At 60.5% G+C, this 22,562-nt stretch carries 20 protein-coding genes; 14 read left to right on the forward strand and 6 right to left on the reverse strand.

The window, feature by feature from the left end; genetic code table 11:
• Window position 1: 1 nt before the first annotated feature.
• From ACFT1A_RS18395 to ACFT1A_RS18425, 7 genes are all read left to right on the forward strand, one after another.
• On the forward strand, window positions 2-943 hold the full coding sequence (locus ACFT1A_RS18395; protein ID WP_378448137.1) for an aromatase/cyclase: 942 nt from the start codon (window positions 2-4) through the stop codon (window positions 941-943).
• Window positions 940-2,520 carry an acyl-CoA carboxylase subunit beta gene (locus tag ACFT1A_RS18400; RefSeq protein WP_378448138.1) on the forward strand — a complete coding sequence of 527 codons (1,581 nt, stop codon included), beginning with the start codon at window positions 940-942 and terminating at the stop codon, window positions 2,518-2,520. Before ACFT1A_RS18395 ends, ACFT1A_RS18400 begins: the two co-directional genes overlap by 4 nt.
• Before the next feature lie 239 nt (window positions 2,521-2,759).
• Entirely contained in the window at window positions 2,760-3,626 is an 867-nt protein-coding gene (locus ACFT1A_RS18405; RefSeq protein ID WP_378448267.1) for an alpha/beta hydrolase, read from the forward strand.
• Window positions 3,627-3,909: 283 nt separating this feature from the next.
• Window positions 3,910-5,376, forward strand: a complete 1,467-nt coding sequence (locus tag ACFT1A_RS18410; protein WP_378448139.1) for a DHA2 family efflux MFS transporter permease subunit — start codon at window positions 3,910-3,912, stop codon at window positions 5,374-5,376.
• Between the two features lie 1,961 nt (window positions 5,377-7,337).
• Window positions 7,338-7,790, forward strand: a complete 453-nt coding sequence (locus tag ACFT1A_RS18415) for a nuclear transport factor 2 family protein (protein WP_378448140.1) — start codon at window positions 7,338-7,340, stop codon at window positions 7,788-7,790.
• A gap of 33 nt (window positions 7,791-7,823) precedes the next feature.
• The gene (locus tag ACFT1A_RS18420; RefSeq protein WP_378448141.1) at window positions 7,824-8,606 is read left to right on the forward strand and encodes a response regulator transcription factor; all 783 of its coding nucleotides are present in this window, start codon (window positions 7,824-7,826) and stop codon (window positions 8,604-8,606) included.
• A 51-nt stretch (window positions 8,607-8,657) separates the two neighbouring features.
• Window positions 8,658-9,101, forward strand: a complete 444-nt coding sequence (locus ACFT1A_RS18425; RefSeq protein WP_378448142.1) for a nuclear transport factor 2 family protein — start codon at window positions 8,658-8,660, stop codon at window positions 9,099-9,101.
• Window positions 9,102-10,371: 1,270 nt separating this feature from the next.
• Here ACFT1A_RS18425 and ACFT1A_RS18430 read toward each other — a convergent pair.
• The 3 genes from ACFT1A_RS18430 to ACFT1A_RS18440 form a co-directional block, all read right to left on the reverse strand.
• Window positions 10,372-11,433: a DUF4236 domain-containing protein gene (locus tag ACFT1A_RS18430; protein ID WP_378448143.1), complete on the reverse strand. Its 1,062-nt coding sequence runs from the start codon at window positions 11,431-11,433 to the stop codon at window positions 10,372-10,374.
• Between the two features lie 9 nt (window positions 11,434-11,442).
• Window positions 11,443-12,072, reverse strand: coding sequence for a TerD family protein (locus ACFT1A_RS18435; RefSeq protein ID WP_378448144.1), 630 nt, complete (start codon window positions 12,070-12,072; stop codon window positions 11,443-11,445).
• A 204-nt stretch (window positions 12,073-12,276) separates the two neighbouring features.
• Window positions 12,277-12,864: a TetR family transcriptional regulator gene (locus tag ACFT1A_RS18440; RefSeq protein ID WP_378448145.1), complete on the reverse strand. Its 588-nt coding sequence runs from the start codon at window positions 12,862-12,864 to the stop codon at window positions 12,277-12,279.
• Window positions 12,865-13,015: 151 nt separating this feature from the next.
• Between ACFT1A_RS18440 and ACFT1A_RS18445 the strand changes: the two genes are divergently transcribed.
• From ACFT1A_RS18445 to ACFT1A_RS18460, 4 genes are all read left to right on the forward strand, one after another.
• Window positions 13,016-13,969, forward strand: coding sequence for an aldo/keto reductase (locus ACFT1A_RS18445; protein WP_378448146.1), 954 nt, complete (start codon window positions 13,016-13,018; stop codon window positions 13,967-13,969).
• Between the two features lie 441 nt (window positions 13,970-14,410).
• Window positions 14,411-14,563, forward strand: a complete 153-nt coding sequence (locus tag ACFT1A_RS18450; protein WP_378448147.1) for a transposase — start codon at window positions 14,411-14,413, stop codon at window positions 14,561-14,563.
• Window positions 14,564-14,605: 42 nt separating this feature from the next.
• On the forward strand, window positions 14,606-15,154 hold the full coding sequence (locus ACFT1A_RS18455) for a transposase (RefSeq protein ID WP_378448148.1): 549 nt from the start codon (window positions 14,606-14,608) through the stop codon (window positions 15,152-15,154).
• Window positions 15,155-15,299: 145 nt separating this feature from the next.
• Window positions 15,300-15,503 (forward strand): hypothetical protein, encoded by a 204-nt coding sequence (locus tag ACFT1A_RS18460; RefSeq protein ID WP_378448149.1) that lies wholly within the window; start codon window positions 15,300-15,302, stop codon window positions 15,501-15,503.
• 93 nt (window positions 15,504-15,596) lie between these two features.
• Here the strand turns inward: ACFT1A_RS18460 and ACFT1A_RS18465 are convergent, their stop codons facing one another.
• Window positions 15,597-16,190, reverse strand: a complete 594-nt coding sequence (locus ACFT1A_RS18465) for a TetR/AcrR family transcriptional regulator (RefSeq protein ID WP_378448150.1) — start codon at window positions 16,188-16,190, stop codon at window positions 15,597-15,599.
• Window positions 16,191-16,344: 154 nt separating this feature from the next.
• On the opposite strand from ACFT1A_RS18465, the gene ACFT1A_RS18470 reads away from it, so the two are divergent.
• Entirely contained in the window at window positions 16,345-17,226 is an 882-nt protein-coding gene (locus tag ACFT1A_RS18470; RefSeq protein ID WP_378448151.1) for an SDR family oxidoreductase, read from the forward strand.
• A gap of 485 nt (window positions 17,227-17,711) precedes the next feature.
• Here ACFT1A_RS18470 and ACFT1A_RS18475 read toward each other — a convergent pair whose 3' ends face one another.
• Complete coding sequence (locus ACFT1A_RS18475; RefSeq protein WP_378448152.1) at window positions 17,712-19,691, reverse strand: amino acid permease; 1,980 nt, start codon at window positions 19,689-19,691, stop codon at window positions 17,712-17,714.
• Window positions 19,692-19,695: 4 nt separating this feature from the next.
• On the reverse strand, window positions 19,696-20,448 hold the full coding sequence (locus ACFT1A_RS18480; RefSeq protein WP_378448268.1) for a polysaccharide deacetylase family protein: 753 nt from the start codon (window positions 20,446-20,448) through the stop codon (window positions 19,696-19,698).
• 188 nt (window positions 20,449-20,636) lie between these two features.
• On the opposite strand from ACFT1A_RS18480, the gene ACFT1A_RS18485 reads away from it, so the two are divergent.
• Window positions 20,637-22,166, forward strand: a complete 1,530-nt coding sequence (locus tag ACFT1A_RS18485) for an LCP family protein (protein ID WP_378448153.1) — start codon at window positions 20,637-20,639, stop codon at window positions 22,164-22,166.
• Window positions 22,167-22,299: 133 nt separating this feature from the next.
• Window positions 22,300-22,506 (forward strand): hypothetical protein, encoded by a 207-nt coding sequence (locus ACFT1A_RS18490; RefSeq protein WP_378448154.1) that lies wholly within the window; start codon window positions 22,300-22,302, stop codon window positions 22,504-22,506.
• Window positions 22,507-22,562: the final 56 nt, after the last annotated feature.

Here is a 22,562-nt window from a genome sequence, read left to right on the forward strand (position 1 = left end):
CATGACCGCAGAATTAACGCGCCGTCACGCGGAGCACGCGATCGACATAGACGCCCCAGCCGCACAGATCTACACCCTCATCGCCGATGTCACCAACTGGCCCAGGATTTTTCCACCAACCCTGCACGTAGAACGCATCTCCAAGTCAGATCACGAGGAGCTGATCGAAATCTGGGCGACGGCTGTTGACGATGTCAAAAACTGGACCTCGCGGCGCGTGTTGGACGCGGCCAATACGCGGATTGACTTCCGGCAAGAACGCAGCCAGAGTCCGATTGCCTCCATGGGTGGGAGCTGGATCATTGAGTCGCTGCCTAACGGCTCGTCGCGGGTGCGCTTACTTCACGACTACACTGCGGACGACACGAGTGCATTGGCCTGGATCGATGAGGCCGTCGACACGAACTCGCGCGCGGAACTCGCTTCGCTCAAATTCAATATCGAGCGGGACGTGCTCGCCGCATCACGGACCATAACTTTCGTCGACACCGTTCGGATTCGCGGCTCTGTTGACGACGTGTTCGACTTCGTGAACGACGCACATCTGTGGCCCGACCGGCTCCCCCACGTAGTCACCGTGCGCCTTGGTGAGCCGACTCCGGGGGTGCAGTCACTCGAAATGGACACGCGTAGTCCTGACGGATCGACTCACACGACCAAGTCGCTTCGGGTCGTTGTGCCGCGCAGCAAGATTGCCTACAAGCAAAGCACTTTGCCTGCCCTGATGGAGCTGCATACCGGTGTATGGCTATTTGAACAAGAGGCAGACGAGGTCGTCGCGTCGTCACAGCACACTGCCGTCATCAGGGCTCAAGCCATCGAAGATGTGCTCGGTGTCGGCACCGACATCGAGACCGCAAAGCAGTATGTCCACCACGCCTTGAGTACCAACAGCCTTGCGACGCTTGCCCACGCCAAGGCTCACGCGGAGGGGGACCGATGACTATTGCCAACACCCCGGCTGGGGTAGCGGACACTGGCGTCAGCAGGCTTGAGAAGTTGCGTCTACTCAAGGAGGTAGTGCGAGATGGTGATGCCGAAGCAACTGAGCGCCAGCACGGCAAGGGCAAGCTCACCGCCCGTGAGCGGATAGATTTGCTCTTAGATCCCGAATCATTTACGGAACTAGAGGGTTTACGCCGTCACAGAGCGCAGGGTTTTGGACTAGAGACCCGGCGACCACATACCGACGGCGTCGTAGCAGGCTGGGGCACTGTGCACGGCAGGACTGTCTTCGTCTATGCCCATGACTTCCGCATCTTTGGCGGTGCACTAGGTGAGGCGCATGCCGCCAAAATTCACAAGGTTATGGACCTGGCCATCTCTGCTGGCGCACCTCTGGTCTCTCTCAATGACGGGGCCGGCGCCCGCATCCAAGAGGGCGTCACCGCCCTTGCCGGATACGGCGGGATTTTCGTCCGGAACACCAAGGCGTCCGGAGTGATACCGCAGATCAGCGTAATGCTGGGGCCCTGTGCAGGTGGCGCAGCGTATTCCCCCGCGCTCACTGACTTCGTCTTCATGGTCCGGGATACTTCGCAAATGTTCATTACCGGACCCGATGTAGTTGCTGCTGTGACGGGCCAAAGCGTAACCGCCGAAGAGTTGGGCGGTGCCGCGATTCACGCAACCAAGTCTGGTGTATCTCACTTTGACTACGAAGATGAGCAGACGGCACTTGATGATGTGCGCTTCCTGCTGGCGATGCTGCCCCAAAACAATCGTGAACGGTCACCGCGCGTTCCTAGTGGCGATTCGCCGCACCGTACCAGCGAACGACTCGCCGAGCTCGTGCCGGACAGTGGGTCTGTTCCGTACGACATACGCGCTGTGCTCTCCGAGATCGTTGATAACGGCGAGTTCATGGAAATCCATGAACAGTGGGCGGCAAATATCGTCGTCGCTCTGGGCCGTATGGACGGACACGTGGTCGGCTTCGTCGCCAACCAACCGCAGGTGCTGGCCGGCGCACTGAATATCGACGCTAGCGAGAAGGCCGCCCGATTCGTCCAGATGTGCGATGCCTTCAACATCCCGCTGGTGACTCTGGTCGATGTCCCTGGTTTCCTTCCAGGTGTCGACCAGGAGCACGGCGGCATCATTCGTCGTGGCGCGAAGTTGCTGTACGCCTACTGCAATGCCACGGTGCCAAGGGTTTCAGTAGTGCTACGAAAGGCGTATGGCGGCGCTTACATCGTGATGGACTCTCGAAGTGTGGGCGCCGATGTCGCCCTGGCATGGCCGTCCAACGAGATAGCCGTGATGGGGGCGGAGGGCGCTGCGAACGTGGTGTTTCGCAAACAGATTGCAGCGGCGAAGGACTCAACCGCCGAACGCCAACGCCTGGTCGATCAATATCACGCCGACCTTATGCATCCGTACTACTCCGCCGAACGGGGGCTGGTCGACGATGTCATTGAGCCTGGCGAGACTCGGCCGCTGGTGATCCGCGCCCTGAACATGTTGCGTACCAAACATACAGATCTCCCAGCCCGTAAACACGGAAACCCGCCGCAGTAGAAGGGACCTCAAGAGATGCCAGCTTGCCCATATTCACAGATCGGTGCCGAGCTCTCACCTGAGGACTCGGCTGCCCTGTTTGCAGTCATATCGCGCCGGCGCAGCGTACGCACCGCGACGGACGGCAGTCCGTACGCCGAAGTCGGCCAAATCCGCTGGCGTTCGGGAGAAGTGAGTCGGCCGGTCACTTGGCGCCAAGTGGGCGATCCGCGATGACAATTACCGACCCAGCCACTGGCATGCCGCTATCCCCGGGCTCTGAGAGGATTGTTGTTTCATCATCTGAGGCGGAGGTTGAGCGTGTACACCTGCAGACCAGTGCCGGCGTACTTTCCGCTTTGTTCGTTGCTCCGACCGGTCCGCCCCGCGCAACTATCGTCGCGCTTCACGGGGCGGGGATGACCGCGCGATACTTCCACGGACTCTTGTTGCCAGGGCAGTCGTTAATGGCACTCGCCGCCCAGTTGGGTTACAACGTCCTCTGCGTCGACCGCCCAGGCTATGGAGCGTCGGCCATCCAATTCAGCGACGGACTACTTATCGACGAACAGGCCGATGTCATATCGGATGGCGTACAACACTTTTTGTCGTCCCGGTCGAAAGGCCGGGGGATAGTGCTCGTCGCGCACTCCTTCGGCGGCAAAATCGCGATGGTGATGGGTGCACGTCAGCTGGTGCCGAACCTGTTGGGAATCGAGATATCGGGGTGCGGATACCGGTTCGCCGATTCTGGATACTCCGCTATCTCGCCGCAACGCAACTGGGGGCCGCTTCGCCTATACCCACCCCACACCTTCACGACGTCCAAGGAAATCGTCACTCTCGCGCCTGCACGAGAACTGAACGAGACCGCGAGCTGGGCGATGAGGCTACCCGATATCGCTGCGCGGCTTAGTGTTCCAGTTCGTATGACCTTCGCCGAGCATGAGGGATGGTGGCAGCATGACGAGAGAGCAATCGGCGAGATACGTGAGTTGCTCGTTGCTTCTCCTCGTGTTGAAATCGAGCACCATCGCCATGCCGGCCACAACATCAGCCTAGGGTGGTCCGCCCGTGCTTATCACCTCAAGGCGCTCGCCTTCGCTGATGAATGCGCTACAGCCTGACCAAACCCCCAAACCCACTATCAGGCCCGCGCTTCAGGAGCGGCCATCCGACCATTCTGAGGCCGGGCCTGCCTGTCTGGCAGCGGGTCAAAATCTGCGCACGACCTCGCCGGTCGCACCCTTGTCAGCCCGATGCCAAGAGCGGAATCCATCGAGATACGCATCTCGCGAAAAATTCTGTAGTTATTGCATTATTGTAGTCACTACGGATATTGTCTGTGATGCCGCACTCAAGAATGAAGATTGTGGGCGATGCCGCACTCAAGAATGAAGGAGGCCACTGATGGGCCCGACCGTTCAGACAGCCGCACCCAGTGCACCGCAAGAAGCAAGTAGTCGAAGCCTCAATCTGACAATCCTGGCCCTAGGAATTGGTGCAATCGCCAGCATCCTCGACTCGACGATCGTCAACGTCGCTGTGGACCACCTGTCGCAGGTGTTCGGGGCAAGCCTTACTCACACCCAATGGGTGATCACAGGTTTTCTGCTGGCGATGGCCGCAATCGTTCCGCTGTCGGGGTGGATGATCGATCGACTCGGCGGTCGCACCACCTGGATGATCGCTCTTTCGACCTTCCTTGCCGGTTCAATTGCCTGCGGGCTGGCGTGGAACCTTAACTCTCTCATTGTGTTCCGAATTGTCCAGGGCCTCGGCGCCGGTCTGATCATCCCCGTGCTGATGACACTCATGACGCAGGTCGCCGGCCCAGCCAGGCTAATGACAGCGATGGGAAGCTTTTCACTGCTCGTGCAGGTCGGGCCCATCCTAGGGCCTGTGATCGGCGGCGTGCTGGTGCAAGGCGCCAACTGGAGATGGCTTTTCCTCGTAAATATCCCCTTCTGTGTAGTGGGGCTAATTTTGGCTCAACTCATACTCCCGCCCCGGGACCGGGCAACACAGAAAAGGTCACTCGACGTGGTCGGACTCGTGCTACTCGCGCCGTCACTGGCCGCCCTGGTATACGCACTGAGCAACATCACCGCCGACCACGGCCTCGCGCCTGCCAATGTTTGGGTACCGCTTGCGTTCGGTGTCATCGGAATCCTCGGATTTATCGGCTGGTCGCTACACGACGGCACCAGAGCCCTCATTGACGTCCGCCTCTACTCGGACCGTGGTTTCAGCGTGGCCAACGGACTCAGCGTCTTATCCGGGTTCACGATGTTCGCCGGTATGCTTCTGCTGCCCTTGTACTTTCAGGCCGTCCATGGTTCCTCGATCGTCGAGGCAGGCTTGTTCCTAGTTCCCCAAGGTCTCGGCGCGGCAGCACTAATCGTCGGGGGCAAAAAGCTGACCAAGAACATATCCGCCCGTACGAAAGTCATCGCGGGCTTCATACTGATGGCGATCGGAACCCTGCCCTTCGCGTTCCCCGAGTTGCGCGATATGACATGGCTATTGATTGTCGCTCTCTTCGTCCGCGGCGTCGGTATCGGAGCTAGTACGCCCTCCCTCAATGCTGTTGCCATGATGGGCCTTCCAAAGGATCAACTTGCCCGGGGTACCACGGCATTCAATATTGTTCAGCGTATTGGCGCCCCTTTCGGAACTACAGTCATAGCAGTGATCCTTGCTCGCGCCACGGCGAGCGCGCCGCGCACTGATCTCGGCACTGCACAGGCATTCGGAACAGCATTCTGGTGGACTATCGCATTCACTGTGCTGCCGGTTGTCTTGGCCATGCTGCTGCCGCGCGCGAAGACGTCGAGCCCCGCTACAACAAAACAACCAGCCGGCGCCGTGAAATAGCGTTGCGGCGGCTAGATATACAGCGCCGACATCCTGTGCACTCAGCGCCCGACCCGGGTCAGGCCTCGTGCAAGACTGCCGCCTCGCGCAGAACTAGTTCATCGACTGATCACATTCATCCGAGAAACAACACTGGCAGCCCACGATTGAATCTTGCTTCGGCGCGATCGTGGATCAGGGCTGACGCGCCGACACGCTGCCAAACGATCCCAGTGTTCGGCACGACAGCGAAGAAATGGTTGATACCACTGGGCGGGCGGCGCGGGGGCGATCACGCCCGCTCGAGCGTCACACCATCATCCTGTGCTTCCCGCCGATGGGTAGCCGGGCCCTGCCGACCCACGACTGACCCCCGATACCGTCCTGAACGATCTTTGATGCCCCAGTGGCGACATGTAGATCAGGAGATGGGTTGGGCGGTCGCACCTCACCGCTACGAACACCCTGAGCCAGGTGATCCGGTCCACGGCACCATGAAGAATCTCGGCCGTAGCCCCGTCAGTAGTGGGACGTCGAATGCTCGAGTACACGATAGGTAGCCCGCAGACAAAGAAGGCCCGTGGCGTTAGCGCACCACGGGCGGGATCATCACAGCCAGTTGGCGTATACGGAGATTCTCTGCGGCGAACTCAAGAGACCGTCGCACGGTTCCTCGATCTGCGCCAACGTCCTCTTCGCTCTCCCTAGCTCGTCGTCAAACAAGTGCTCGCAGACAGCTGAGTGCCTCTGTTGCCGCCCAGTGCTCTTCGCCGCAACCCTAGGCATCAGCGTCAGGCAAAAACGAGTCGGCGGTACAGGTCGTGGACCAACGGAAAGTCGAACGATTCAACCCGCACCTTCAACTGGCACAACGCCTACTCCCGTATCCACCTGGCAAGTGACGCTCGCGCAGGGCCTACCGAGAGTCCAAGAAGGCGCAATCGTCACTGACCCAAGCGGGCAGCAAGGGGCGAATAACCCCTCGAACGCATCGCGTGCCCCTGAGAGAGTCGTAGATCTTGGGGCGATGACCGGCAGGCTACCTCTCCGGATCTTTGCGCACGCCTAAACGTGTAGTTACTATATAATTGTAGTCAATACGACTTTAGGTACTGATGTTGCTGAGGCAGGGTGAGTGCCCGGAATGGAGTGGGATTGTGGATCACTCGCAGCAGGAAACACCGCCTGTCGCCCGCACGGCTTGCGATCCGATACTTGCCGATCGGCTGAACGAGCTGATTGCGGGAGTCGAGGCTCGCGAAGGGCGAACGTATACGAACAAGGCGATCGCCTGTCGTGCGACTCTTCTTGGGTATCCACTCAGTACGGCCGCAGTCTCACACATACGGTGTGGACGTATACGTAACCCCAGCTTTCGTAACGTCGTGGGGATCGCGCTAGCGCTGAATCTGGATGTCCACCACTTCCTGTGCGCGCACGATGGCACTAGTTTTGCTGACGTTGCACCGGCCACACGTCATGTGAAGTCCCCTCAATCCGAGGCCCTGCCTCCGGAAATCGTGCGGCTAAACAGGCTGGGGCAGAAGATGTTCTACGCGGTGACCCATGGTGTAGTGACTGAGCTATGTCGGCATCCTGAGTATCGCCTCGATGGCCCCGCCAATCCGGTGTGAGTGCAATTGTGGAGTGAGTCGATTTTTGGTCGACTTGCATACTTGTGGTGGCATCGCCTACTGTAGTGCTGTCTAGTGCACCGTCGCCGCTGGCGAGTTTGAGTAGCCGGCAGAAGGTCGCGACCCTGCTCCGAATTCTGTTTTTGTTCGAACGGCCCGAAAGTAAAGCGCGCTGAAGCGCAAATTAAGGCATTCTTTTCTTAAAGAATGTCCACTCAGCCATGCGCATTTATTGGTTTCCTATTCCCGAAAAGTGTTGCGCTTCAAGGGATTACAACACCGTGTGAGCTTAGTCACTTTGTCCGAATTTCGGTTGCGAATGATAGTTTCCTACACTAGATATAAGATATGAGTGTAGCCCAGGAGGCAGTCTTCGAGGTTCAGCAACTTATCGAGCGGTACATGCTTGGAATAGATTACGATGAAATCACGGAGGAGTGGGCTAGGTCACTTTTCAGTGTCGACGTCGAGATTGTCTATCCGGTCAGTCGTCATCGCGGGCTAGATGGACTAGTTAAGTTTCAGACGTCTTCCTTAGGGCTCTGGGCGGCGACTCATCACATCGTCACGAATCCAATAGTCGAAGTCGTGGCAGAGCGCGCGTCCATCAGAGCTAATCTGCTATCAGTGCATATACCGAAGGCTGTGGACAAAATATTGAAAAGTCCTAACCACTATTCTGGTACGTACATGACCGGAAATGCTGCACGCACTCGCGACGGGTGGCGCTTGACGCACCTCACTTTTGATCAGGTATGGCAATCGAATAAACCAGATATCGTTATACCGACCCGAGACTAGCGTTCAAGAAATCGTAAGGCAATCCTTGAGTGCATGACAGGAAGGGGGGGGCGTGTCGTGACTTCCGAGTGTGTATTATCCGTTGCGAAGTGCCGTGATGCCGGAGAAGGGTCGGGGGGTATCGGCGATTCAGGGCGCGGTGAAATTCTTATTGGGCGCTGGAGTGTCCTTATCATTGACGGCGACAGACAGCACAGCACGTGTATGGCTGAGGCGCTCACCAGAAGTGGCCACAGCGTTCGGTCCAGTACATCGGGTGCGGACGGGGTCGACATTCATCACGATGCGGACCTTATAGTTCTGGATCTGGACCTTCCTGACCTCGACGGTCTAGAGGTCTGTCGGCTAATTCGATCTTCTTGTGACACCCCTATTGTCGTTGTCACATCGCGCGACACAGAACTGGATTGCGTGTTGGCGCTACAGGCCGGCGCCGACGACTACATTACGAAACCCTACGGCCGCCGTGAGCTCATCGCGCGACTTGAAGCGGTAATGCGTAGAGTTACCCCTGATCTGGCGCGACCTTCCGATAGCGTTGTGGACTGCGGACCGCTTCATATTGACCGGTACTCCCGCGATGTGGTCATGGACGGACGAGTAATTTCCGTTACCAGAAAAGAGTTTGATCTCCTGTTGATCCTAGCCCGCTCTTTCGGTGGGGTGGTGACGCGCGAATATATCATGCAAGAAGTGTGGAAAGAATCGTGGTCGGGACGCACGGTCGATACACATATTAGTAGCCTCCGCAGTAAGCTGGGAAGTTCCGACACGATAGTTACGATCCGGGGAGTCGGGTTCAAATTAGCGTTATAAATTCATGATTGCGGTGTCCGCGAAAGTCAACTCGCTCGAAGGGCTTCTATTATGACCAGTAGTTCAGCACACCATGAGGCGCTTGTCGACAAGGATGCGCTAAGAGAGCTGATTTCCAGGTTCGGGTTCACCGTTGACAGTGGGGACTACACCGGATTGTATTCCTTGCTTTCCGAGGAAGTGGTCATGGAAATTGATGAGCGCATGGTAATTCGCGGCGTTGAGAAGTTGGTCAGGATGGGGGACGAACCCGTATGGGGAGCTACCCAGCATCTATACACAGATGTAGTACCTGATGTGACGGGGAACAGGGCAACCATTCTCGCGAACCTAGTTGCGATCCATGTACAGAAAGGCAAACCATCCGAGCATTATGACTTCGGCGCCCGCTATAAATTTGAAGCCGAGCGTGCAGATGATGGATCCTGGTGGCTGTCCCGCATCGTTATTACAAAGTTATGGGAGTCGGGGAATGACCAACAGATGTTTGAATAGGACAAATTGCGAAAGTGACACGAAGTGAACGCCAGTGAAGGTTCGCCGGCTGTGGCGGCGCAGTGTATGACGGCGACGGCGGTGTAGTCCGGTCGGCCCAAGCTCACAGACATAACGCAAATAGGTCTTGCCGATACCAGTTATTGTGTCGTGCTGGAGTCCACATATACTGCGCTGCAACGAATCTGGATTTCAGTGGTGAAGTGCTGTCATAGGTTGGACCGATATCGTCCAACATAAGATTCCTCGGATCGCTCTCTCGGACAGGTTTATTCGTCCCTGAGTGTGGCCTGTCCAAACTTCCGGAGGCGCCGCTGTCCCACTTCGCCTCCGATCGAGCTAAAGATGGTGAGCGTACGAACATGGCGGATACTCGAAACAGTCGACGACCCAATGCTTCACGACACCCTCGCAAGGTTAAATCCACACGTGGGTGACGCACAGTGCTTGAGAGAAATCGTTGGGTGAGGTCACCAGTTCCATCGAGACAGTCGGGGTGAGTCTGGCGGGATAGCCGTTTGACCGCAGATAGGGTATGCGTCGAGGCCCCGCTGACAAATGTCGGCGGCCTTAGTGCGTCTGCGGTGACGGCTTCGTCGTCCGACTCCTGTGTTGAACCTGACAGACTGGCATCCGTGGCAGCGATACACGTGACGGTGATCGCCGAGGGCAATGGTGGCGTGGATGGCGCCGATAGAATGGGATCGAGCTCCACATTGAAGATTGCAGGTGCACAACGACATACGGAACGAGATCTCGACCGCGCTCGAATGATGGTCCTCGATGATCTCGTCACGATCGATGAATCAGCCCCGAGAGACGTGGAGATTTGTTGGACCGACAGCGGTAGTAGTGCACCACCAGTAGTTGAGGGGATATGAGACGCACCGCGACCGGGTGCCGGTCGTGAGTCGATGTCGGGGTCGCGCGGGTATCCGCCGGTGAAATGTGCAAGCGCCAGATCGAAAAGACCGAATTCGGCGTTACCCAACTCGCATCGGCGCTGACCTGTAGGGCACAGATCAGCGCCAGGCCGGTCTTGGGACGTTTTCATCACAGAGTCTCCCTTGCTGGGCCGGGTGCAGTGGGACGTGAAGACGACCGAACTGTTTGTGATGTGTTGTTGATCGGTTGTGTTGAATCTATTCAACCCGCGTTCTGCGTTGTGAGGGCAATGGCCAACGCAGTCGAGGTGGGGATTCACGATGAAGAAGACAGTCGCGGCGTTGGGGAACGAAAACGTCGACGACATCTGCCTCAACGGACGTAGTCAGGGCAGGGCTGCGAGTGCTTCATGGAGCCCTGGGTAGGTGGGGTCTTCGGCGAGGACCTTTTCGATACTCTTGCGCGCAGCTGCTTTCCGGTTCTGGGAGAGATCGACCTGGGCGCGTTCGAGGAGAGCGCGGTGGCGCACTTCGGAGGCGCGGGAGCGGACTCGCAATGCTTCTTTGAAGCTCTCGCGCGCAGCTTCCTTGTATCCGAGCTGAGCGAATGCTCGCCCACGCAGTGCGAGCAGCAGCGCAGTGGCGTCGTCCTCGTTGGTGATGCCGTTGGTCAGATCGACAACGTCCTGGTGCCGGTCGGCGGAACTGTAGAGATCCGCCAGCGAGAGTGCTGCGTGAGCTGTCGGGGTCGCGTATTCGACTGTCCAGATCGCGGCGGGGAGGTCGCCGGCGCCTTGGTGCAATTCGGCGGCGGCGAGGATGAGGACGTCGTCGCTGATGCGCAGGGCAGCTGTGACGCCGTGGACTATTTCTACCGGCCACCTGCGTTCAGGGAGATATCTCTGCACGAAGGGATCAGCGGACAGGTTGACGTGTTGGGCGACGACCCATCCGAGGAGTGAACGTGCTCGGTGGGCGGCGTCAGGGTTGGTGTCGGCAAATTCGAAGTGCAGCAAGCCTTCCAACGCTGCGGCGAGGATCCGCACGTTCGGGGCGAAGTGCCCGTGCCGTTGAGCGACGCCGACGTAGTCGGCTGGCGTCCGTGAGTGCAGGATCTGGAACAGTTCACGCTCCCAGGCCGGCGCATGCGGAGGCGGCATCACCGGCGCCGGCGGTGGAGGTAGGAGTTGACGTACAGGCCTCGCTTCGGCAGCGGGAGTCCGGCGGCGAGGAACGGACGTGCTCGTCGATCGGGATCGGTTGCCCCCGATCGACGTTTGATGCGAGAGCCCGGTACCGGGCACCGACAAGGTTCGGCTGACGCGGCCGTTGGCGTGTTTGGTGATCCGGGCGCCCTTGACGCCTGCGGAGTACCCGATGCCGCTGCGGCTTACGTTGACGCGAACCCCGGGGACGATCTGGATGCTTTTACGGAATCTGAAACCCATGATCGGCTCCTACAGTTCGTATCCGGCGGGGACGGGCGGGTTGGACCAGTCGATGGGCGGTGGTCCGTGGACTACGGGTGGGGCAGCGGGTTCGGAGGTCGGGGCGTCGGCGTCGTCGACGGTGACACCGAAATCGCGGGCCAGACCGGCGAGTCCGTCGTGGTAGCCCTGACCGACGGCACGGATCTTCCAGCGGTGGTCGCGGCGATAGATTTCGACGGTGACGGCCGCAGTTTCGCTGCTCCAGTCGTCGATAATGAACGTAGCGAGTGCGCTACCGCTTGCTCCATGGACGGCGATGTCTGCCTGTCCCAGGTCCGCGAGAGTTGCCGGGGTAGGCGCATCGAGACTGAGGACGATTACGATGCGCTCGATCTCCTGATCGAGGCGGTACAGGTCCACTGTGATGCGGTCCTCCACCGATGTTCCGGCACTACGTTTGCCTCCGTGGTGAGTGGAATCGTCTCTGGACTCGGCCTGGTTGTAAAACACGAAATCGAAGTCGCCGCGCACCTTCCCGTCGGGGGTGAGCAGGAGCGCCGATAAGTCGGCGTCGATCGCGGGGCGTTTGTGCCATGTGCAGCGCACAACGACCTCGGCCTGATCGAGTTGGGCGTTCTGCCCTTTGCTCAACTGCACGTGCTGCACTCCCTTGTACCGGCTGAGCTACATCAAATCAGGACGGGATCTCTGGCCGGTTGTGCGGTTCGGCGAAAGCTTCGAGTTGGCGCGGGCGGGCGAATCGCGACCGTGGACTCGACGGTGTGCCGGTAGCAATTGCCAGTTGAGATGACAAGGGTATTTGGGCCAAGTGTGGCGTCGAGGGAGGTCGTCAGTCCACTGTCACGGTTGGTCCGCGATCGTCGTGGCGGGGAACAGCCGCTCGACCGCGGCGACGATGGCTGCGCGGCGGTCCGCCAGGAACTCATCGCGCACACTCTTGATAGTAGGCACACCGGGCTGGTCGGCCCAGGCCGACGCGAGCTGGCTGACGAAAACGAGGACGTCGAGCGGGTCCCACGAGGGATCGAGCAGCCCGTCCTGCTGTGCGCGGCGGAGCTTCGCCGTCTTGATCCGGGCCGTCTCCCGGGCGGCGTCGTCGGTACCGACGAATTCGAGCTCTCCCCAACGCATTATGCGCCGGTTGTCGGGGTTGGCGACGAAATAATCGTGAACGCGTCCTGCGTAGCCGGGCAGATCGGCCGGATCCAACTGCGTCGCTTCGGCTACCGCGTCGAGCTCACGGGCGGCGACGAAGCGATACAGCTCTTCTTTGCTGCGAAAGTAGGCGTAGACCCGTTCCTTGCTGGTCTTGGCAGATTTCGCGATCCGATCGATGCGCGCACCGGCGATCCCGTACCGCGCGAATTCGGCCGTGGCCGCTTCGACAATGCGGTCACGAGACGAATCGATGCGAGACGAGGACGACACTCGGAAAACCATACCAAGTCGCCCTATTTGGTTTGGCCAAGATGCTGAAGCGCCTTCCTCGCATCACACCAAACGGTTGGTTTGCCGTTTTCGAGGTTCGGAGTTAGCATCACACCAAACGGTTTGGTTTGGCGACGGTGGAGGGCAATACATGCAGGACAGGGCATTGGGAACGCAAGGACTGACCGTCTCGGCGGTAGGTTACGGATCGATGGGCACGGTAGTCGGGTACGGAGCCAGCGACGACACCGAATCGGTCGCAGCGATCCGCCGTGCGCACGATTTCGGTGTGACATTCTTCGATACCGCCGAGATGTACGACTGGGGAGAGGGGGAGAAACTCCTCGGCCGCGCGGTGGCGCCTTTTCGTGACGAGGTGGTGATCGCCACCAAGTTCGGGTTCACCCCCCGCTTCGGGACTGACTCACGCCCCGAGCACATCCGCGAGGTGGTCGAGACAAGCCTGCGCAACCTGGGAGTGGACAGTGTCGATCTGCTCTATCAGCACCGAGTCGACCCCACGGTACCGATCGAGGACGTCGTCGCCACCATGGCCGAGTTCGTCGACGCCGGCAAGGTGAGATACCTCGGCCTGTCCGAAGCGCCGCCCGAAGACATCCGCAAAGCTCATGCGGTACACCCGATCTCGGCTCTGCAAACCGAGTACTCGATCTTCGCTCAGGATGCCGAACCCCTGTTCCCTCTGCTGGAAGAGCTCGGCATCGGATTCGTCGCCTATTCCCCCCTGGCACGTGGATTCCTCACCGGCACAGCGAAACCAGCTCGCGACTACGACCCAACCGACTTCCGCACCCTCATGCCCTGGTGGAATGCCGACAACTACGACGCCAACGCACGCATCGTCGGCCAGCTCACCGAACTCGCCGACGCCCAAGCCATGACGGTCTCGCAGCTGGCACTGGCCTGGACTCTTGCCCAACGCGACTACATCGTCCCGATTCCGGGCTCGCGCAACCCCGACCGCGTCGCGCAGAACATCGCCGCCGGTGACATTGCGCTGACCGACGAGGACCTCGAGCGCATCGCCGCGATCGCCCCCAACGGCGGACAGGGCGGCCGCGGCACCCCCTCGCCATGGCTGTAGAAAACAGCCGGCCCGGGCACGTCGACACCCCCGTCGCAGACGGAGGAGACGTCATGGCCGCGTTCTTCACGTGCGAGAACGGGCGGTACATCCCAGGCCGCAAGTCCTTGAGCGCCTGGAGCGCCACCCAGTTGTCCGGCACCGTCGTCTGTGGACTGTTGGCGCATGGGCTGGAGACCTGCAGTCCAGGAACAGAGTTCGTGCCTGCCCGGTTCGCAGTCGTCAGGGATGGCAACCGTATCCGGGTGGCGGACGCGCACATCGTTCAGCGAAACCGGGTCCGGGCCCGCGCGGCCGCGCAGTTCCTGATCGCCTCCGCCGAGCCGCCCGGGGAGATCTGGCGACCTATCCATGACATGCCCCATCCGTCGCGCGGACATTGCTGCGCGGTGTATCCGTCGTCGTCGCTGACCGACGCCCAGTGGGGCGATCCTGGAACCGTTGCTGCCGCCGCCGGGCAACTCGGCAGGTCGCGACGGAAGGCCCGAGAAGCATTGCCGCCGAATGATTCTGGATGCCATCTTTTGCCTTTTTCGGGGTGGTATCGCATGGCGGCAGCTACCGGCGGAGTACCCGCCGCCGATGACCGTATAAGCGGTCTTCGCTCGCTGGGTGCGCGGAGGCGCGTGGCAACGCATGCATGACACGCTGCGAGACCGGGCACGCACCCAAGAAGGGCCGGACCGGTGCCCGACCGCTGCGGTCATCGACTCGCAGACCGTGCCCGCAGCCGACACGGCGCCCCGATCCAGTCGCTGGTGGGGCGGCGCGAAAAGAACAAACGGCCGCAAACGACACATCGCCGTGGATGCCAACGGCCTGCCGCTCGGTGTCGTGGTCACCGCCGCGTCCATCCAGGACCGCGACGCCGCGCACCGGCTACTCGCCGCACTGCGCGTCGCGTTTCTCCACCATACGGCTGGTCGGGGCCGACGGTGGCTACCCAGGTCGGCTGCTCGCCTGGGGCGGAACATGTTCTCGCCCTGCGAATTCAGATCAATCGCAAACCAGGCAGTACCGGATTCCACGTCCGCCCCCACGTCTGGGTGGTCGAGCGGACCTTTCGCGTGGATCAGCAAGCACCGCCGCGGCGTCCGCGACTACGAAACCAGACCCGACCACCACGAAGCGATGGTCCGCATCGCCGTGATCGTCCGCATGGCCCGCCGACTCGCCCGAACGTGACCGGTTCTCAAACACACGTTCTGAGGCTCGAGGAAGACGTGGTGGTGGTGGCATCTCTCTATGGGGCGAATACTTCTCGACTCAACATCAATGCGGGCCTGTTGCTCGGCGAGACTACAACCGGACCAGGGAAGCTGGAACTAAGGTGCTCGCCAACACCGCGACGGCCAACGGGCTCAAGTATCGCTGCGCGAATCACGACGGCCTGACTTCGCTGATGTTCATTTCCCGCCACGGTACGGCTGAGTTGACGATTCTGGACAAGTTCGACATCTTCTACGACGCCGCCGGGAGAAAGGAGGTTCTCGGCATTTTGGATTCGGTGTTCAACCTCAAATATCTCGGATAAGCCCTAGTCCGTAGGTAAAAGGTTTGGCCCCCAAGTCCGTTGGAAGATTCCATTGGTCGTTGCAACACATCGGCGGCGGTGCGGGAGTCATGATCACGCGACGAGCAAGCGTTCGAGTACGCGGAGTGCCGCGGACGTGGAGTCGGTGTTCGCGTTGTGGGCGAGCACCCATCGGTCGACTTCCGTGAGGACGGCAATCAGCAGGTGTATTTGAAGCTCCAGGGGGGTGTCGAGGTCAATCTGGCCGAGGTCGCGGCCTCTTTCGAGTGCGTGTGTGAGCCAGTTCGTTATCGAGTGGCGAAGAGCGTCGAGCGTGGGTGAGGGCGGGACGTCGGCGGCGTGAAGCAGGCGTCCGACAATCTGGGTGCGTGGGTCCGAGGTGGCGGCGATCTGGAGTTGATCACCGAGTTCACGTATCTGCGGCCAGAAGCTGTGCTGATCGAGTGAGTCGATGTTCGGTGGGATCACCGCTGCGCGCAGCGCGTCCATTCCGGCTTCCACGGCGCGCTCGAACAGTGTCGTCTTGTCCCCGAAGTAGTGGTAGAAGGAGCTCTTCGGGAATCGTGCCTCGGCCAGGATCGAGTTGAGCGAGGCCCGCTCGAAACCGTGTGTTGCGAATGCGACCCCGGCGGCATCGAGTAGCGCGCGAGAGCGCGCAGGGTCCAACGGTCGTGCGGGACGCGCCATCACGTTTCCTCCATCTCATTGTCGCCGGCTATCCGAGGTGACCCGACGTTCCCATTGTCCAGGTGGGCCGACAGGACTTCCCCTGACGTGTCGAAGTCATCGCATCGCAGTACTGTATTCTTGGACCGCGTAGTACATGAATGGAAGGGTGCACATGGAAGCGCAGACCGTACTAGTTGCCGGGGCGACGGGGTATATGGGTAGGTATCTGGTGCGTGAGCTCCATCAACGCGGCTATCGGGTGAGGGCGCTGGTGCGTTCACGCGATCGGGCAGAGGGCTCGGGGGCGTTCGGAGCTCCATCTCTAAGCGGCCTGGTAGACGAGTGGGTGATCGGAGATATCGGCGATCGCAGTACGATTCCAGGTCTGTGTCACGGTGTGCACCGGGTGGTTTCAGCGTTGGGTGTGACGAGGCAACACGCTGACCCCTGGGACATCGATTTTCAAGCAAACTTGCGTCTGCTGCAGTTGGCGGAGCAAGACTCGGTGTCGTCGTTTCTGTTTGTCAACGTCATGCATGTCCACGAGGGCACCTCGATGGTGATGCGGTCGAAGGCGGCATTCGTGGAGGCGCTGCGGCGGAGCGAGGCGGCTTCGCAGATCGTCAATCCCTCGGGATACTTCTCGGACGCTTCCGAGTTCCTCGACATGGCCCATCGCGGCCTTGCGTTCGGTCTCGGCGCCGGAACTGCGCGACTGAACCCGATCCACGGCGCCGACCTCGCAGCCTTCTGTGTCGACCGACTCGGGGACGAGTCCGGTGAGTGGAATGTCGGTGGCCCGGACATCTACAGGTATCGCGACATCGTGGACTTGGCGTTCGCTGCGGTGGACAAGCGACCCCGAATGGTCTCGGTCCCTGCCGGATTCGTCCGGCCTGTCATCTGGACCGCGGATCGCCTAGGGCCGCGCCCGTCGTCGCTGGCTCGATTCTTTCTCGAAGGGCTCCAACGTGAGTCGGTGGGCGAGCGGACTGGCACTCACCGTCTCTCCGACTACTTCCGCGACCTCGTGTCAGCGGATCAGGAATCGTAAGTGACCCTTCGCGCAGCGCATGACACTGTCAAGCCCTCACTCTGAGTAGAGCTGAGCCGTGCCTCGGGTGGTGAGGCGCTATCGCCTTCACACGATTGGAGCTGCGGGACAGGACATTTTCGCGGAGAAAACTCCGCGGGGATAAACGAATCGATCCCGGTCGAACCCATGAGGGGAAACGTGACTATCTTCTTCGACATCATGCTCGTACTCTGCGTCGTCTCCATAATAGTGTTTTCTGGATACGTCCTTTATCGCTTGGTGACAGACGAATCGAACCTGCGCTAGCCAGTCGCTTCGACGTGTGGGTGCAGCGGGGGCCGATCGTCCTATAGATCCGCACCATCGCAATGGATTTCAGGGCGAGCCTCGCACGCAAGATGTGATATCCGCGAGTTTCGCCTGAATATAGGCACGCAGCACTTCTTTCTGTGCGATCTTCCTGGGGCATGGCCTGGACCAACCCTCTACTCGCGTTTGCCGCGTCAACCGACGTGGACGTGTGGCCGGCGGGACTGGTCGGGTTCGGCGCGGCGAAGGACCTCACGGGTCACCGGAGCGGTTTCGCCCTCACCGATGAACAGGAAGCGGAGCAGGTACATGATCGGGTTTCCCTCGGTCCACTCGAAGTAGACGTCGGGAATCACGCCGGTGATGTCCCTCGTCCGCAGGAGAACCGCCGCAATGGTGTTCGGGACGGCAGGACTGTCGACCCACAGAATCCGGTGCTCACCGCGCTGTCGCCCGTGGACGAGGAGGTCGGTGCTGAATTCGGAGGAGTCCGTGACGTTGACCTCGATGAAGATGATCGACTCGCCATCGGGGATGTTGCTTTCGGCGCGCTGCTGCGATTCCTTCTGCCGATACTCGTCCTCGTCGAGGCGGTCGACGTCGTGCGCCACGACAGCGAGATAGCCCTTCTCGGCTGCCTCGGTGATGAATCGCAGCGCAGTCTCGTCGAATTCGACAGAGGTGGCGCGAAGTTCGAAGGCTCGCGAGATCCGGGAAAGGAAGGACACCACCATGATCGCGGCGATGAAGAACGACGCCACTTTCACACCGTCCGGGCGTTCGAAGATGTTCGCGATCGTCGTGTATACGAATAGCACCGCGACAAAACTGAACCCCACGAACAGTTTTCGCTGTCCGTGTTTGCGAGCAGACAGGGCAACGGCGACGGTCGCCGACGAGATGAGTACGAGGACGCCGGTTGCGTACGCGGAACTCTGAGCGTCGACACCGGCATCGAAGTAGATGGTGACGGTGATGGCGATGACGCTGAACACGAGGACCAGCGGACGCACGGCGCGGGCCCACGACGGCGCCATGCCGTAGCGGGGGAGATACCTGGGGACGAGGTTGAGCAACCCTGCCATCGCCGACGCACCGGCAAACCAGAGGATCAGGATCGTGCTGAGATCGTAGACGGTTCCGAAGATCTCACCCAGATAGTCGTGTGCGAGGAATGCAAGCGCGCGACCGTTGGCAGCGCCTCCGGGTTGGAACTCGTTCTCCGGGATCAGAATGGTGGTGACCAGGCTCGACGTCAGCAGGAATCCGCTCATGATCAGCGCCGCTGTGGTGAGCAGGCTCCGTGCACCTTTGATGCGGCCACGTGGATTCTGTTCGGTGTCGTGCGGATCGCCCTTGATCTGCGGCATGACCGCGACCCCGGTTTCGAAGCCGGACAGGCCGAGCGCCAACTTCGGGAAGACGATCAGCGCGATCAGGATCATCATCGCGGGATTTCCGTGTTCGGTGGTCATGGCGCGCGTCCAGTCGGTGACCAACGACGGCGCGGTCGCGATGTGCCATAAACCTACGGAGATGACCACCACGTTCAATGTGAGGTAGACGGCGACCAATCCGACCGCGATACCGATTGCTTCGGTGAATCCGCGGAGGAATACCGCGGCGAGTAGCGCGAGCAGAACCAGGGTGACGGCGACTGTGTGTCCGGAGAGAAATGTTGGTGCAAAAGGATTCTCGACGAGGTGCGCCGTCGCATCGGCGGCCGAGAGCGTCATGGTGATGAGGAAATCGGTGGCCGCGAAGCCGAGAAGCACGAGAACGAAGATCTTGCCGCGCCACTTGGGTAGCAGCTTCTCGAGCATGGCGATCGAACCCTCGCCGTGCGGACTCTCGCGAGCCACACGCCGGTAGACCGGCAGCGCACCGAACAGCGTCAGCAGGATCAATACGACTGTCGCGATCGGAGCCAACGTGCCGGCCGCCAGTGCCGCGATACCGGGTTGGTAACCGAGAGTGGAGAAGTAATCGACACCCGTCAGGCACATCACCTTCCACCACGGGTGGCGCTTCTCCTTCTTCGGCGCCATCCGGTGTGGCCCCAGATGTCCGGCGGGTTCCTCGGTGATGTCCGCGAGCAGCCAGGCCTCGGTGCGTTGTTTCACAGACGGAGCCGTGTTTTCGGCCGGGACCCCGTTTTCGGCGGCGGTCACCACGTCGTCACGGCTTCAGGTACACATCGTCGAGCGTGACCGTTCGCAAGTTCCGGCTCCGGATGATGTCCACCAGTTGCGGATACACGTGGGTCACGGGCAGGTAATTGAGGTGCCCGATCACTATCGCCCCCGGATTGAAGTACTGGTTCGCCATCTGCAGGATGTACTCCTCGGTGATCAACGAAGAATCCGACAGTGATCCGTACCAGAGGGTGGGCATGGTGTATCCGACACTCGCGGCCACGGAATCGACTGTCGCGTTGTGCCTTCCGTACGGCGGCCGAAAATACGGTGCCGCGTCCACGCTGTAGGTGTTGCGCAGGAAAGTCCCGTTCTTCGTCAGCTCCTCGGCGATCTGCTGCTTCGACACGGACGTCAGATCCGGGTGCGAGAAGGTGTGATTGCCGAGCTGAATCTGCCCGCTCTCGACCAGCGGCCTCAGGAGTCCGGCGTTTTCGGTCCACGAGTTGTATTGCCCGTTGACGAAGTACGTCAAACGGATGCCGGTGTCTTTTGCGAACTGTGTGTAGAGGCGGACGACTTCGGAACTGGCCCCGTCGTCAACCGTCAGCGCGAACAGATCCCCGCCGCCCGGTAACGCCGTCAAAGATCCGCCGGCGGGCAGCGCCACCCGCGCGGACGGCGGTGGAGGCGGCAACAACGCAGGCGGGAGTTCCGCGCCGGGCACGGCATCTGCTGGTTCGTCGGCTGCGGCGATAGCCGTGCCGACCGAACGTGACGAACAAGCGGTTCCCATGGTCACCGCGGCGGTTCCGGTCAGAGTTGCTGCTGCGAGGGCACTGAGGAAGCGTCGGCGGTCCACAGGGCGGAGCCTAGAGCAGATTCGCCCAATTCGGACTTCATTCTCAGCGTTTTTTCAGCCAATGACCAGCCCTGTCCGGTATCGACAGGTTCTCCTCAGGAACGCTGGATAGCGTGTCGGCCGTGGAACCGCGACCTCGACACTCGGCAACCAGGCACAGACGTAGGCGTCCACCGCAGCGGTCGACGCTCTCGGTGGGGCGCAGGCTGGCAGCCGCGTCCCTGTCGACGACGATTCTGGTCGGCGTCGGAATCGGTTGGTACGTGCAGTCGGATCTGACGTCGGGGCTGTATCGATCGGACGCGCTCTCCGCCCTCGGTGACGACGCCGGTAGTTCACTCGACGGGGATACCAACATCCTGTTGATCGGGCTCGACAGTCGCAAGGCGATGGACGGCAGCGATCTGCCGGCTGAGTTCGTCACCGACAAGTTGCACGCGGGGGACAGCGATGTGGGTGGGTACAACACCAACACGCTTATCCTGCTCCATGTTCCGGGTGACGGTGGCAAGGCCAGTGCGGTGGCGATCCCACGCGACGATTACGTCGCGGTACCCGGCTACGGAATGGCCAAGATCAAGGAAGCCTACGGAATGGCGAAGGCTGATGCGGACGCCAAACTCGTAGCAGACGGTGTGACGGATCCTGCTGCACGAGAACAACAAGCACGCGAAGTCGGAAGGCGCTCGACGCTGACCACCGTGCAGAATCTGCTCAAGGTTCCGATCGATCACTTTGCCGAGGTGAACCTGATGGGCTTCTACGACGTCGTCTCGGCCATCGGCCCCGTTCAGGTGTGCCTCAACAATCCGGTGCAGGATGCCTTCTCGGGCGCCAGCTTCCCGGCCGGGGTCCAGACTCTCGATGCGTCACAGGCGCTTTCGTTTGTCCGTCAACGCCACGGTCTGGACAACGGGGACTTGGATCGCACGCACCGGCAGCAGGCATTCATCAGTGCGGTGATTGCCAATCTGAAGGGCTCCGGCGTCATAGGCAACATTCCGAAGATGACGGCACTGGCCGACGTGGTGAAGAAGGACGTGGTGATCGATTCCGCCATGGATCCCGTCCGATTCGCTTCTCAGGCAAGCGCTCTCGCGGGTGGGAACATCGACTTCTACACCCTGCCCATCGAGGGATACGAGACCGTCGACGGCCAGGACGTCAACACTGTCGATCCGGCACGTCTGCGTAGTGAAGTGTCGAGGATCTTCGCGGGAGGTGACTCGGCATCTGCACCTGCGATGGACACCGCGATCTCGACCGGGAACGAAGTTGTGGGCATCCGCAACGGAACCGCGACGGACGGGTTGGGTGCCGCGTTGGCGTCGGCGATGAAAGCGTCGGGAGTCGAGGTCGGGGAGGTGAGCACCGCAGCTCCGACGGCAAAGTCGGTGGTCAGCTATGGGGTCGGCGCCAAAGCCGTCGCAGAGGCGCTGGCCGAGCAGTTGGGTGTGGTCGCGGTGTCGAACGAGCAGGCAGCGGCCGAATCAGTGTCTGTACTGATCGGTGAGGACAATGCGCAGACCGCGTTCTCGGCCGCTCCGGTGCAACCCGGTCCGTCGGTATCGGCCGGCACCGTTCCCGATACGGGAGCGCAGGGATCACCCATCCGAGCCGACGCGAATGGCGGTATCCCCTGTGTGGACTAACTCTCAGGTAATTCGCACCGAACTCACGCTGACTTCTTTGGTCTGCGGGTCTACATTGGAGAAGTCGAACTCAGTCGGGTACTTCACCTTTGGGGTACCTGACTGAGATTGCGTAGTTGAAAGGATCACCGACATGGCTACAACAGCAGCGGTACAGAATCCGACACGCTCACGTGCCAGGACCATGTCCTTGTCCGAGTACGTGGCTGAGCATCCCGCCCAGCGCGTTTTCCCGCCGACCAGTGAGCGGGCGGCGAGGATGGCGATGCTGATCATGTTTGCCCTGATGGCCGTCACCCTCGTAGTGCTCGTACTTGACGAGGCCGGAATCTTCAGCTGAAGGCAGCGTCTTCGGTAGGGCAGGGTCTTCGGCTGAGCCCGAGCTTTAGTTACTCT

The organism is Rhodococcus sp. NPDC057135 (assembly GCF_042670865.1).
Taxonomy (GTDB): Bacteria; Actinomycetota; Actinomycetes; order Mycobacteriales; family Mycobacteriaceae; genus Rhodococcus_F.

What these genes read in the sequence shown, in the direction of transcription:
- ACFT1A_RS18415 (WP_378448140.1), top strand. Translation starts at nt 7,338, where the DNA reads ATGAGTGTAGCCCAGGAGGCAGTCTTCGAGGTTCAGCAACTTATCGAG.
- ACFT1A_RS18465 (WP_378448150.1), bottom strand. Translation starts at nt 16,190, where the DNA reads ATGGCGCGTCCCGCACGACCGTTGGACCCTGCGCGCTCTCGCGCGCTA.
- ACFT1A_RS18405 (WP_378448267.1), top strand. Translation starts at nt 2,760, where the DNA reads ATGCCGCTATCCCCGGGCTCTGAGAGGATTGTTGTTTCATCATCTGAG.
- ACFT1A_RS18480 (WP_378448268.1), bottom strand. Translation starts at nt 20,448, where the DNA reads ATGGGAACCGCTTGTTCGTCACGTTCGGTCGGCACGGCTATCGCCGCA.
- ACFT1A_RS18470 (WP_378448151.1), top strand. Translation starts at nt 16,345, where the DNA reads ATGGAAGCGCAGACCGTACTAGTTGCCGGGGCGACGGGGTATATGGGT.
- ACFT1A_RS18455 (WP_378448148.1), top strand. Translation starts at nt 14,606, where the DNA reads ATGCATGACACGCTGCGAGACCGGGCACGCACCCAAGAAGGGCCGGAC.
- ACFT1A_RS18400 (WP_378448138.1), top strand. Translation starts at nt 940, where the DNA reads ATGACTATTGCCAACACCCCGGCTGGGGTAGCGGACACTGGCGTCAGC.
- ACFT1A_RS18445 (WP_378448146.1), top strand. Translation starts at nt 13,016, where the DNA reads ATGCAGGACAGGGCATTGGGAACGCAAGGACTGACCGTCTCGGCGGTA.
- ACFT1A_RS18425 (WP_378448142.1), top strand. Translation starts at nt 8,658, where the DNA reads ATGACCAGTAGTTCAGCACACCATGAGGCGCTTGTCGACAAGGATGCG.
- ACFT1A_RS18395 (WP_378448137.1), top strand. Translation starts at nt 2, where the DNA reads ATGACCGCAGAATTAACGCGCCGTCACGCGGAGCACGCGATCGACATA.
- ACFT1A_RS18420 (WP_378448141.1), top strand. Translation starts at nt 7,824, where the DNA reads ATGACAGGAAGGGGGGGGCGTGTCGTGACTTCCGAGTGTGTATTATCC.
- ACFT1A_RS18430 (WP_378448143.1), bottom strand. Translation starts at nt 11,433, where the DNA reads ATGGGTTTCAGATTCCGTAAAAGCATCCAGATCGTCCCCGGGGTTCGC.
- ACFT1A_RS18490 (WP_378448154.1), top strand. Translation starts at nt 22,300, where the DNA reads ATGGCTACAACAGCAGCGGTACAGAATCCGACACGCTCACGTGCCAGG.
- ACFT1A_RS18410 (WP_378448139.1), top strand. Translation starts at nt 3,910, where the DNA reads ATGGGCCCGACCGTTCAGACAGCCGCACCCAGTGCACCGCAAGAAGCA.